At 46.9% G+C, this 13151-nt stretch carries 10 protein-coding genes; all 10 read right to left on the bottom strand.

The window, feature by feature from the left end:
• Nucleotides 1–83 precede the first annotated feature (83 nt).
• The gene (locus ACES2C_RS10360; protein WP_374166861.1) at nucleotides 84–899 is read right to left on the bottom strand and encodes an enoyl-ACP reductase; all 816 of its coding nucleotides are present in this window, start codon (nucleotides 897–899) and stop codon (nucleotides 84–86) included.
• 74 nt (nucleotides 900–973) lie between these two features.
• On the bottom strand, nucleotides 974–2641 hold the full coding sequence (recN, locus tag ACES2C_RS10365; RefSeq protein ID WP_374166862.1) for a DNA repair protein RecN: 1668 nt from the start codon (nucleotides 2639–2641) through the stop codon (nucleotides 974–976).
• Between the two features lie 212 nt (nucleotides 2642–2853).
• Nucleotides 2854–3753 (bottom strand): DUF4835 family protein, encoded by a 900-nt coding sequence (locus ACES2C_RS10370; RefSeq protein ID WP_374166863.1) that lies wholly within the window; start codon nucleotides 3751–3753, stop codon nucleotides 2854–2856.
• Nucleotides 3750–4946, bottom strand: coding sequence for a bifunctional phosphopantothenoylcysteine decarboxylase/phosphopantothenate--cysteine ligase CoaBC (gene coaBC / locus ACES2C_RS10375; RefSeq protein ID WP_374166864.1), 1197 nt, complete (start codon nucleotides 4944–4946; stop codon nucleotides 3750–3752). The genes ACES2C_RS10370 and coaBC overlap by 4 nt, the downstream gene beginning before the upstream one ends.
• Before the next feature lie 96 nt (nucleotides 4947–5042).
• Nucleotides 5043–5372: a DNA-directed RNA polymerase subunit omega gene (locus tag ACES2C_RS10380; RefSeq protein WP_374166865.1), complete on the bottom strand. Its 330-nt coding sequence runs from the start codon at nucleotides 5370–5372 to the stop codon at nucleotides 5043–5045.
• The gene (locus tag ACES2C_RS10385) at nucleotides 5365–6282 is read right to left on the bottom strand and encodes an outer membrane protein assembly factor BamD (protein ID WP_374166866.1); all 918 of its coding nucleotides are present in this window, start codon (nucleotides 6280–6282) and stop codon (nucleotides 5365–5367) included. Before ACES2C_RS10385 ends, ACES2C_RS10380 begins: the two co-directional genes overlap by 8 nt.
• A gap of 258 nt (nucleotides 6283–6540) precedes the next feature.
• Nucleotides 6541–8289: a RagB/SusD family nutrient uptake outer membrane protein gene (locus ACES2C_RS10390; RefSeq protein ID WP_374166867.1), complete on the bottom strand. Its 1749-nt coding sequence runs from the start codon at nucleotides 8287–8289 to the stop codon at nucleotides 6541–6543.
• Nucleotides 8290–8298: 9 nt separating this feature from the next.
• Nucleotides 8299–8952: a hypothetical protein gene (locus ACES2C_RS10395; RefSeq protein ID WP_374166868.1), complete on the bottom strand. Its 654-nt coding sequence runs from the start codon at nucleotides 8950–8952 to the stop codon at nucleotides 8299–8301.
• Nucleotides 8953–9158: 206 nt separating this feature from the next.
• Entirely contained in the window at nucleotides 9159–11408 is a 2250-nt protein-coding gene (locus ACES2C_RS10400; RefSeq protein WP_374166869.1) for a SusC/RagA family TonB-linked outer membrane protein, read from the bottom strand.
• A gap of 36 nt (nucleotides 11409–11444) precedes the next feature.
• The gene (locus tag ACES2C_RS10405) at nucleotides 11445–13142 is read right to left on the bottom strand and encodes a RagB/SusD family nutrient uptake outer membrane protein (RefSeq protein WP_374166870.1); all 1698 of its coding nucleotides are present in this window, start codon (nucleotides 13140–13142) and stop codon (nucleotides 11445–11447) included.
• Nucleotides 13143–13151: the final 9 nt, after the last annotated feature.

A 13151-nucleotide genomic window follows, 5' to 3' on the forward strand; every position in this document is an offset into this window, starting at 1 on the left:
AACGGCACGTACGGTGGTGTGAGGGGACAGGTAATCAACTAATGATTACCTTCCTACTCGATGGACCGTACTGATCCATGTATTTATTCCAGACCAAACTTGTGCATAATTTCAGCACTTACTCCTGTAGAGGAGTAGCCACCGTCATGGAAAAGGTTCTGCATCGTCACCATTCGCGTAAGATCAGAGAATAAAGTGACACAATAATCTGCGCATGAAGCCGCGTCTGCATTGCCGAGCGGAGACATCGCATCTGCATAGTCGAAAAAGTCGCCAAACCCTTTAATGCCTGTTCCTGCAGTCGTCTTGGTTGGCGACTGCGAAACCGTGTTGATCCGTACCTTCTTCTCAACACCATAGTGATAGCCAAAGCTGCGTGCAATCGATTCAAGCATAGACTTTATATCTGCCATGTCGGTGTAGAAAGGGTAAGTTCGCTGAGCGGCCATGTAAGTCAGGGCGACAACGCTGCCCCATTCATTGATAGCATCGAGCTTTCTGGCTACACTTAACATCTTATGAAAAGAGAGAGCTGATATATCCACCCCCTTTAGGAAGTACTCGTAATTTGATTCAGTATAAGGGATGCTCTTGCGCATGTTAACGCTCATTCCGATGGAATGAAGTACAAAATCAATTTTGCCTCCCAGAACTTCCTGCGACTGCGTAAAAAGATTGGTAAGGTCCTCCACACTCGTAGCATCAGCGGGAATAACCTGAGCGTTTGTTTTTTCGGCCAGTGTGTCTATTTCACCCATTCGCATGGCAACAGGAGCATTTGTCAATACAAATGTTGCACCCTCTTCGTGTGCTTTTTCGGCCACCTTCCACGCAATAGAGTTTTCGTTTAAAGCGCCTGTTATAATGCCCCGTTTTCCTTTTAATAAATTATAAGCCATGTATTTAATAATTTGGGCGCTAAAATAAGTAAAGTTTCCGGATTTAAACCGGCCCCGAAGGCCTGGAAACCGCCTTATTCTTTACCTTCAAGAAGCTCACGGGCGTGTTGAAGAGCGTGGGCGCCAGGATTTGCTCCGCTCAGCATCTTGGCAATTTCTGTAACCCGTTCTGTTTCTGTAAGACGTGTGATGTTAGTATGGGTCACCTCCTGTCTTTCGTCTTTGTACACAAAATAATGGGCCTCTCCCTTGCTGGCAATCTGGGGAAGATGTGTGATAGTGATCACTTGCATGCCTTCTGCAAGTTTCTCCATGATTTTGCCAACTTTGAGGGCCACCTCGCCCGAAATACCGGTGTCAATTTCATCGAAAATGATAGTCGGAAGGGCGGTATGCCGGGAAATGAGTGACTTTATTCCCAGCATCAAGCGCGAAAGCTCTCCTCCTGAAGCGACCTTGTTCATGGGCGCGGGAGCCTGCCCTTTGTTGGCCGAGAACAAAAACTGTATCTTGTTTCTGCCGTGCTGGTTAAACTGATCTTCGTCTAGCAAGGTGTTTTCTATTTTCAGGAGGGCATTAGGCATCCCTACTTCTGAGAGAACCTCAGCGATCCTTTTTTCTATACCCGGTATCACTTCATTGCGGCTGGCAGAGAGAGTATCTGAGAGAACAATGAGTTCAGCTTTCAGCTTCTCACTTTCAGTTTTTAATTTTTCAAGCTCGGCTTCATAGGAGGCAATCGAATGAAGCTGCTCTCCCAGGTTTTTTTGAATAGCCATAAGCTCTTCCACCGTGCTTACCCTGTGCTTCTTCTGGAGGCTGTAAAGCAGGCTCAGCCGGTCGTTCAGTTCTGCTGCCCTCGCTTCATCAATAATGGTTCTCTGTTCGAGGTCCTCAATTTCGGCGGCGATGTCCTTGATTTCAATCAGCGTACTGTCCAGCCGTCCGGCAAGATCTGCCGCAGCAGGGAGTACTTTTGCTATGTGCTGTAACTGTAGGAGCGATTCTTTTAGCTGGCCCACTACCGACTGTTCGTTTTCTGTAAGAAGGTAGCCGGCTCCCAGGAGGTTTCGTTTTATTTCTTCTGCGTGGTTGAGCGCTGTTAGTTCCTGCTCCAGCTGTTCCTGCTCTCCGGTTGTAAGCGAAGCCTGCTCCAGCTCATTATATTGGAAAAGAAAATAGTCCTGGTCATTCTTCGCCTGCCTGCTTTGCTCTTCCAGTTCCTGCAGGCGGCCCAGCGTCCGTCTGTACGCCCTGAAGTTTTCCTGATAGTTTCTCAGCAGAATTTCATTCGCTGCAAGGGCGTCGACTACCAGCAGCTGAAAGCTCTCATCGTTAATCTCCAGAGTAGCGTGCTGCGAATGAATATCAATCAGGCGCTCGCCCAGCTCGCGAAGAATCGAGAGATTGACCGGCGTATCGTTAATAAAAGCACGTGACTTTCCGTCTGCCGATATCTCACGCCTGAGCAAGCTTTCCTCTTCGTAGTCGAGGTCTTTTTCCTGAAAAAAGGAGGCAAGATGGTATCCCTTTACATTGAAGGTGCCCTCGATTACGCATTTCTTTTGCTGATTAAAAAAATACCTGCTTTCGGCCCGCTGGCCCAGGAGCAGAGAGAGCGCGCCCAGGATAATTGACTTTCCTGCTCCGGTCTCGCCGGTCACAATGTTCAGCTTTTCCGCGAATGAAATGTCGAGATCTTCTATCAGGGCGTAGTTGCGTATAATTAAGCGGCTTAGCATAGTTTTAAAACAAGCGTCCTTGTTCAGGACTTTTTTAATTCAAAAATTCTCATGAGGCTGGCAGGGGCGAGGTCTCGCCCGCCAACTTCACGTCAATTATAAGAATAAAATAACCAAGATTCAGAATCTGCCAATAGCAAGTTGATCTGCGACGCTAAGCGGATCGAAGTGGCTGATGTTCCCTGGCATCCGGTTAACTTATACAGTCACGCTTAGTTCTTTTTTAGCAGATCGTATTTGGCACTATTGGCCGGATCAACGGCGATCAGCACATTGTAGGCAGACATTCTTTCATTAGGTGCAGCCTGCGAGAGAAGGTTAACGATCTCGTCAGCCTTTGCAGTGAAGAACACCTGATTAAGCATCTGTCCCTGCTGTTGCCTGTCGATCTTTTGAAATTGAGGCAGGAGGCTGAGAATTTGGCTCCTTGCTTTGGTCTTGTTCTCCGCCATGATGTCGAGAGCGCTCCGGTGGTAAGTATAGAGGGCTTCCCTTATTGGTGTATATGCCTTGTTTGTGAGGTTTTCAACCAGCCAGTATCTGTTACGCAGAGACTCAATTGCTCTCCATCCTGCGAAGGCTGTATTCTGTGCGTTATTAACTACCGTTTGCGCTTTTGAATAATAGGGACTGCCTGAAAATTTAGAGAAGGTGTCATAGTCCAACCCCGTTATCACATATGCATAATAAGCAAGGAGGGAGGTGAGATTACTGATGTAATTTTGGTCGGAATAGTCTAGCGGCTGCCCCTCGGTGTAAGTAAAATTGAAATCTTTATCACTAATGTTTAAGACCGTTGAGTTATAGGTCGTGCCATAAACCGGCCTGCTCGACTGGATTTGCGCTTCTGCCTTGAAGTTCGACGAGCCGTCCCATTCGACCACGTTTATCACGAAGCTGCAGTCAATTCGCTCCTGATTTTGCACAACGTCAGCAGACCATTTCCGCCCGTTCAGAAAATCTCTTATTGCATTTTCTAAAACCCCCAGGACGCGCTTATTGGTGCTTTGTACCTGAGGCGAAAGGATCTGCACCCTGGCGTTGAGGTCCTGCGCTCTTGCTGAGAGCGTTAGCACAAGTAACATCACGAATCCAAAAAATCTGTTTCTCATATCTCTTCTATAATCTTTTGGCATATATCTTTTGCCACGTCTTCTTTGCTTTTCAGCGAATAGTGGGTGAACTTGAGATGCTTGTCTATGATCGTTATTTTGTTCGTATCGCCCTTAAATCCTGCCCCCTTGTCATTCAGCGAATTCAGCACAATGAAGTCGAGGTTCTTTTTCTTCAATTTGACGATGGCATTGTCTTCTTCGTTATTCGTCTCAAGGGCAAAACCCACCAGCAGTTGCCCCTCGCGTTTCATCTGTCCTGCTTTTGCCAGAATATCAACTGTTTTGACCAGCTCGATATTGAGTTCATTGCCCTCTTTCTTTATCTTTTCGGGGGAAAAGTGCCTGGGCTTATAATCGGCAACAGCAGCATTCATGATCGCGATGTCTGAGGAGTCAAAATTCTTTTCTACTTCTTCAGCCATTTCATCCGATGACGTTACCCGAATGAGGCGGATATCGGCGTGCCGGGGTGTAAGGACAGAAGGACCACTCACTAAGGTTACTTCTGCTCCATTTGATCTCAGTTCATCTGCTATGGCAAAGCCCATCTTCCCGGAGGAATGATTTCCGATGAACCGAACCGGGTCGATCGCTTCATAAGTCGGACCAGCCGTTACCAGAGCCTTTTTTCCCTTGAGAGGAAGCTCATTTCCTGCATAAGATTGAAGAAATGCCACAATCTCTTCAGGCTCAGCCATTCTCCCTTCCCCTACAAGTCCGCTTGCTAGTTCACCGTATGCGGGTTTGATCTGGCTGTTGCCGTACTGCTCCAGCCTGGCAATGTTGGCCTGAGTTGCCGGATGTTTCCACATGTCGAGATCCATAGCCGGAGCAAAGAAAACCGGACATTTGGCAGAAAGGTAAGTAGCCGTAAGAAGATTATCACATAGGCCCCCTGCCAGTTTAGCAAGAGTGTTTGCGCTGGCCGGGGCGATTATGAAATAATCGGCCCAGAGTCCAAGTTCCACGTGGCTGTTCCATTCACCGGTATCTTCTTTGTAGTACGATGAATAAACAGGGTTTTTGGAGAGGGTAGAGAGAGTAAGCGGGGTAATAAAATTGGTAGACTCCCTGGTCATTATTACTTTGACGTTTGCGCCAGCTTTCACCAGCAAACGAGTTAAAGTAGCAGATTTATAGCTGGCTATGCTGCCACAAACGCCCAGTAATATCTTTTTTCCTTCAATCATATTCACATAAAGTCTAAAAGCATTTAGCTTTATGCCTTCAGCCTTCTAAGTTTCCTTATACGGCGTTCGAGCATTGAAGGTTCAAATATAGAACAATTAAGCCTGTTCTTTTGATGGATTACGGAAGTAAACTTTCTCGTTTAAAAATTCGTCCATCGCGATCAGAGTAGGTTTTGGCAACCGCTCGTAGTGCTTTGAAATTTCAATCTGTTCGCGGTTTTCAAATACTTCTTCCAGATTGTCATTTGAAGAAGCAAACTCAGAAAGTTTTCCGTGTAACTCTTCTTTAATGTTGTTGGATATCTGGTTAGCACGCTTTGCTATGATCACAAGTGATTCATACAGATTGTCAGTAGACTTGTCTAACTGGCGTAAATCACGCGTAACGGTCGTGGTAGGAACGGTGCTATTTTTAGTATTACTCATCTTTGCTTGTCTTATTTTCCTGTTGTGATTCTGTTTCTTTTTCTTTCTCTTTTTGAGCTGCGGCCGGCTGCTGTGAGGCTAGTAACTTCTGCACTTTCACTATTGATTCAGCCGACTTCTTCTTGTAGTTCTGAACATCTTTCAGATGCTTGCTGTTTGGATAATCTTCGATGAAGTCATCGGCCAGGCTGATCACTTCCCCGTACCGCTCTTCCTGCCGGATTTCAAGACTGTTTTCTGCGAACAGGTACTGAGCCTGTACGGTAAGGTACTCCATTTCTTCGGCGTACTTCGTATCGGGGTAGTCCCTTAATACATTTTTAAATGCGATTACTGCTGAGCGGTAGTTTTGCACGTCATACCCTCCGATGTCCAGATAGAGCTTTGCGTTGGCAAATGCCTTTCTTTCAAGCTTATCGCGCAAATCGGCAATCAACGTGCTGGCTTCCGCCACACGATCACTCTTGGGATAGAGATTGATGAATAGTTGGAGTGATTCGATCGCCTGTATGGTGTTCTGCTGATCGAGCGAGAAGCTGGGCGATTCCAGGTAATAGCAGTAAGCAGACATGAAGCGGCATTCTTCTGCCCGGGCACTGTTAGGATAAGTATCTGCAAATACTTTGAACAAGTACCGTGCAGTAGTATAATCTCTTAACCGGTAATTAGTATAGGCATAATACCAGGCCAGTTCTTCAGCTTCGCTACGCCCTCTGTAGCGCTGGTTAAGCTGATCAAACAAGGCAAGAGCCTTTGAATAATCTTTTTTATTATAGAAACGTATTGCCTCCTGATATTTCTTACCCGTATCGTTGCTTTGTAACAGCTTCTCAAATCTGCTCTTACAGCCGGCAAAAATTGTAACGAGAATTAAAAGGCACCACGTTAGTAAACGCTTGTTTTTAAACATCCTGCAAAGATACATTAAATCAAAGTAATAGTCAATTCCTTATTAACCGGCAACGAAGGTAGTATATTATCGAAAGCGGAAGAGAAATTTAACAAAAGTTAACAAGGGGAGAATGGCGGAGGCCGGCGACCATTATTCCCGGTCGCCGGCCTCCGCCATTCTATCAGTCCTGTCATCTGATCGCTTTATATTGATAGGAAAACCTCATCCCGGACGTATGCACAAAGAACCAGCTTGTGTTTCGTCTTCTTGCATCGCCTAATATCCCGGATTTTGCTTTACTACCGGCATTTTCTGAACTTCCGAAAATGGTATCGGCAGCAAATACATGGCATCGCGGAACTTCAGCACCCTTTGAGAATACCCGCTTGCATAATCATAAGAATCGGTGCCTGTCTTTGTGATGATCTGCACCGTATTGAATCCCGATAATACCTTTGAGGCGATCTTCCAGCGGCGGATGTCGTTCCATCTTTGATCTTCAAACGCCATCTCAATCCTTCTTTCATTTTGAATCACTGCCCTCATTTCCTCCACAGTCATGTCTTTCTTTAATCCATACATACGGTCCGAACCTGGCTGAATTCCCGCCCTGTTTCTCAACTCGATTAATTTAGGGTAAGCTTTTTCGGGATACCCCGCCTCGTTAATCGCCTCCGCATAATTGAGCAGGATCTCCGCGTACCGGATCAGAGGCCAGGCCCGCTCTGTTGTACCCGAAGAAGAGCCGGTAAGGCTTTCATCAAGCATCTTTCTCGAAAAGAAACCGGTATATCTGTTAGCAGATGTATAAGCATCGGCAGATGTATTCGGAAAGGCGGCCGTACTCATGTAGGTAAAAATCGGTGCCCTGGTTCCCGTGTTCGTCACATAGTTCATCCCGTTATAGATGATTGAATTGTCAAACCGTGGGTCCCGGTTGGAGTAAGGGCTGTTGGGATTAAAAAGCGGACTCTCCTTAATACTTTTACCATCTTTCATCGGAAAGGCTTCTGCCAGGCTGAGAGTCGGCCGCATCGTACAATTTCCCGACCGGGAAGGTGGTAAAAAGAAGGTTTCAAATTCCTTCTGAGCAGAACGGTTATAAGAAAAAATATATTCGCTGTTAACCCTTCTCAAAAAGACCTGGTAAAAGCCATATCCCGGGCGGGTTGTATTATTAACATGGAGAGAATACAGTCCGCTATTAATCACAGCCTCAGCAGCATCAGCGGCAAGCTGCCACCGGTTCTTGTCTGCCACAGGATAACTCACTAAAGCAGCGAGCTGCGGATCATTAGTAATCGCGCCGCCGTTGAAAAGAGGGCTTGCTGCATAAAGCAATATGCGCGACTTCAAAGCGAGACAAGCACCATAGGTGATCCTTCCATAGTCGGCATCTTTATATGTTACATCCCTGAGATCGCTGGCTGCGCGGTCCAGTTCAGAGCTAAGGTAGTTTACAAAATCGGCAAAATTGCATCTGGGGACACGAATAACATCGTTGGTGCCGTATACTGTATCCTGCAGAACAGGCACCCCTCCGAAGGCAATAAGCAGGTAATGATAATACCAGGCGCGCAGAAACCTCAGTTCCCCGCTGATCCGCTTTTTGGTGGATTCAGCAAATGGGGTTACCGGCAGCTTCGACAGGAGAAGATTTGCCCTCCTTATATTCTTATAGGGGCCAACCCAGTAATCCTTGTCCGCAGCGAATCCGTTATTGACGGTGCCGGGAGTCAAGGCCCCCTGCACATAGGCGTCTGACGGAACGGTCGTGTTATTTGAACCTTCTGCGTTATCTGTGCTCAACTCAGAATTTCCCGAGCCTCCTGATCCCAAATAGCGTGAAGGCCCGAAACTGAAGCCGGCATCAAGATAGATACGGTTCAGGAAATTGATTGATTGAATACTGTCAGAAAAAACAGTCTCTTCTGTTAATCCAACTGTCTTGTCATCCAGGAAATTTGATTTTGTACAAGAGTACAAAACAAACGATATGATGAATATAAATGCGCTCTTTTTCATGCTGATCTCCTAAAAAGTCACGTTAATACCAAAGTTCATAATCCTCGACGGAGGATACGGAAGTGAATCTGACCCCTCATTTAGTTCCGGGTCAAGGTCATATAGCTTGTCGAGCTTGGTCCATGTAAATAAATTATACCCGTTCGTATAAATCCTCAGGCCTTTCAGATGTGTTTTGTTGAGGAACTTCGCGCCAAAACTGTAGCTCAGCTCGGCCGTCTTCAAACGAATATAATCAGAGGGAATCGCCCAGAAGTCAGAATAATAGTCGCGTGGACTGGTGCTGAGGGCTGAAGTATACAATTGCGGATATTTAGCGCTGTTGCCCCTTTCCGGCGTCCAGTGCTCCTGATGGATCGGCATCATATTCGTTGTAACGTGATGGATCACTGCACCCTGGGCGCTCGCCACCACATTAGCGGCGCCCTGGAAGAGTAAGGTTAAGTTCAAGTTCTTGTATCCAACACCAAAGGTAAGCCCATACACCGTGTTGGGGAGATTCGTATAACCGAAGTACGACCGGTCGTAGAGATCTATAACGCCGTCGCCGTTCAGGTCTTTATACTTCATTTCGCCCGGCCTGCCTCCTACAGAGGGCTTGGGCACCGAGGGATCGGCAATCTCAGCTTCTGTATAGAACTCTCCTGTCCAGGAATATTTCATTGCTGCCCCGATTGACTGACCCGTAACAGCCTGCCACGGATATATTGTTGGCGCTTCATCCCTGAACAGGATCTTGTTCTTGGCGACAGACCAGGTTCCTTTTACTGAATACTGCCAGCTGGCGCCAATTTTATCATTGTAAGCGAGTTCAATTTCGTAGCCCTTATTGTTGGTCTTTCCCAGGTTAAATTTCGGAAGGTCCTGCCCTAATACGGAGGAAATCGTTCCCGGCGTGCTGATAATATCGTAACGGTTATTATTAAACCAATCCAGTGTTCCGGTAAGCCTTTGCCGAAGGCAGCGAAATCAACCCCGATGTTAAGCTTCTTTTCCTTTTCCCACGTTACGACCTCATTTGCAAGAGGCCCTTCCGTTACTGTAGAATAACTGTTGTTTGTGGCCAGGCCGAACAGTCCTGTTCCGCTTCCGGATGTGTACGATTGCTTATATGCATACACTCCTCCCGTATTATCCACACCAACCAGCCCGTAGGAAGCCCGGAATTTAAGACGGTCAATAAACCTGACATGATCTTTAAAAAAACCTTCCTCCGAAATGTTCCATCCGGCCGACGCAGACGGAAAGAATCCCATGCGGTGTCCTTTTGCAAAACGGTCGGTTCCGTTATAGGCTCCGGCGACTTCAAAAAGATAGCGTTGATTGTAATCATAGCCGAACCGCCCGGTGTAGCCCCGGAAGTTTTCAGGAATAAAGTTATATTCAGAATTCGAACTCTGGGCAGTCTTGCTGTTCAAATTGTAAAGCAACAGACCCGAAAGGTGGTGTGCGCCAAAATACCGGTTATAATTCAGCATGCCCTGCACGGTAACAGACCTGTTCGTACTTCCAGCCGAATATTGCATATAAGGCGTCGATATGCGATACGAATCATCCTTCATTCCGAAAGAATAGGTGTCGGTCCCGGGATCATAAACATAGGACACGAAGCCCGATCCGTCAATAGGGCGCTGCATACTTCGCTCGTAACCGTAAAGATTACGATAAGAAAGAACTGCCTTTACAGAGAGCCCTTTTACAAGAAAGTCAAGCTTCTGATTGGCTGAGGTTACCAAATTGATGTTATTGGCGAAATTGCGTGTATACCCGTTATACATCAGCCGGCCAATCAGATTGTTTTTATTCCGGCCTGTAGCGGTGCGCTGCCAGACACTGTAACCAAGGCTTCCATCGGGGTTATAAATGGGATAATTGTAAGGAGCGGTATCATAGGCTCTCCCAAGATCGGCAAACATGACGCCTGCATTGTCCACACTCGCATTATTCTGGTTCGTCTCGCCGAGATTACCAAACAAGTCGAACCTGAGGTCGAGGCTCTTATTAACAGCAAGGTCTATATTCGACCGGTAGTTATACCGCTTGTAGTAATATTTACTGTTCAGGTCAACACTGTAGTCTTTGAGCTGCCCGCCCTGGTAGAGGTAGCCAACAGACACGAAGTACTTAACCTTGTCAGTGCCGCCATTTAAATCAAAATTAGTACGTGCCTGGGGTGCAAATTTATTGAAGAGCAAGTCTCTCCAGTTATTATTCGGATGTCCGTAGGGGTCAGTCCCGTTTCTGAAAAGCTCAAGATCCTCTTCTGAAAACGTAGGTTTGAAGTCCTTGTTTGGATTCAGGTTATTCGTATTTATCTGCGCTTCCCGGAGCAGCGATGCTGCGCCATAAGAATCCAGGTAGTCGGGCAGTCTGGTCGGCTGGCTGAGGCCATATTCCGACTGCAAAGTAATCCGTGGCTTACCGGCCTTCCCTCTGGTTGTCGTCACCAAAACCACCCCATTCGCGCCTTTGATCCCGTAGATAGCGGTAGTAGATGCATCTTTTAAAACTGTGATACTTTCCACTTCGCTCGCACTCAGGGACGCAAATTCATTATAGGTAAATTCGATGTCATCCACGAGGATCAACGGATTATTGTTGCCGACATAAGAGCTGACACCCCTTATATTGAAGGAGGCCGCATCTTTTCCCGGCTGGCCGCCCCTCTGCTGGCTCGTAAAGCCCGTCAGCCGTCCGGCAAGCGTGTTCTGAAGGCTAGGCGAAGGGCTCTGCCTGATATCCTTGCCGCTGACAGCGCTTACCGCACCCGTGAGGGTTACCTTCTTTTTTTGTCCGTAGCCCACTACTACTACCTCGTCAAGGCTTTTTGAGTCATCTTTCATCTCTACCACTACCGACGCCAGGCCCTCTACCGAAACCTCCTGCCTCACGTACCCGATAGAACTGAGTACGATGATATGGCTCTTTTTCAGGGTAAGCGTAAACTTTCCGTTTGCATCGGTGCTTACTCCGTTAGATGGGTTTCCTTTTTCAGAAACAGACACTCCGGGAAGCGGCCCCGATTTATCTTTTACCAAACCCGTTATCCGTTTTGCCTGGCCCAGAACACTCAGACAAGCCAGAAAAAACACAATAAGTATATATGTTCCTCTTTTCATTTTTTTCGTCTTTAAGATTTCCTGAAGAGACCTCGCTTAGTTGTAGCCCTCATTCTGAATAAGCCTTGGATTCCTGATCATTTCACTGTAAGGAACAGGCATATGGTAATATTTATTCTGAAAGGTGATGGTGCTTACATCCTGTTCTCCGGCACTGAGTGAACCTGCAGAATTGAGAATTTTTAAACCCTTCAGGGTGGTATTTAAAACAGTACCTGCAATCTTCCATCTTCTTACGTCCCAGAACCGATGTTCCTCAAAAGATAGTTCAATCCGCCTTTCGTTCCTGATCAGCTCCCTGAGGGCCGACTGTGAGATGCCGGCAGGTATGCCATATCGGCCATTCGCTCCGGCAGTAATTCCGGCACGTGAGCGGATTAGTTTGAGAGGCGCTACTGCATCTTCAGTCCGGCCCACCTCATTTAAGGCTTCAGCATAGTTCAGAAGTACCTCAGCGAACCGGAAGTATGGGAAATTGTGACTCTGATTGGAGTAGGAAGTGGAATTTGTGAAATCGCCCATAAACTTACGCAGGTAGTAAGAGGTTCGGGTTTGAGTCTTAAACGGAAGATTCGGCTTGTCGAGTCCTCCTTCAAAAGTCTCAATATTCCGGCCCAGCCACTTAACCCCGTTATAGAACAGGATCGACTTCATACGCGGGTCCCTTCCTTCATATTGTCCCATATTAGCAGAGGATCCGGTGAAAGGAGTGCCATCGAGGTTTGGGAAGGCGTTTACAAAGTTTTGTGTAGGACTCGTTCTGCCGTTACTGGCAGCAGGGGCTACAAAGCCGACAGGTGCGTTGCTCGCTTCAATACTCGTTGAAGCCGCGACCTGTTTGGATAAAATAATATCGGTGTTTATTTTCGTTGTAAAAACAGCCGAATAAGCGGTGTTCCCTGCACCTGAAGGAAGTTTATAATACGACAGGCGGGTAAGTGCCTCGGCAGCATCGATCACTCGTTGCCACCTTGACGCATCCGCATCAGGATAGCCGGTCAGACTCTTCAGCTCTCTGTTTGTTTCTACGCCACCTCCGTTGAAAAGCGGACTGGCTGCGTATAGCAGCAACCGGCATTTCAGGGCGAGCGCTGCTTCTAACGGCACACGTCCAAAGTCGCTTGAGGCAATATCTGCACCCTTTGGCAGACCTGCCGCTGCGGCATCACATTGGGAAGCAATATAATCAACGCATTCCGCATAGGTGTTCCTCGGGAGGTTAAGGTTATCGGATAGCGAAAACACTGTATCTCCGACAAGTGGCACTCCCCCATACCGTTTTAATAACTCGAAATATGCGAATGCGCGAAGAAACTGTGCCTCAGCGATTTGATTTTTCTTTATTTGGTCCGTTATCGGAACGACGCCGATATGTTTAAGAAAATAATTGCTCTTCCTGATAATCGAATAGCAGTTCTTCCAGTTATTATCAGGATAGTTTACCGCGGTCAGCTGTCCGTTCGTAAACAAAACAATGTTAGAGGCGAATGACGAAGGGACCGCATCATCTGTTGCAGCGTCAAGATAATCGCCGTCTATCCGGTTGAAGCCTCCCGGAAGTGAGGCATAAATATCAAACAGGAACTGCTTCGCCGCAGTACCCTTCTTGTCCCCCGGATCGAATATGTCCGACTCAAAATTCCTGTCCTCGGGGTACTGCTCAAACTTCTTGCTGCAGGAAGAGCTTATTAAGGTAATAAAGCAAACAATAGATAAAATAAAAGACCTTTTCATATCTTCTTC

The sequence above is a fragment of the Arcticibacter sp. MXS-1 genome (assembly GCF_041902385.1).
GTDB lineage: Bacteria > Bacteroidota > Bacteroidia > Sphingobacteriales > Sphingobacteriaceae > Arcticibacter.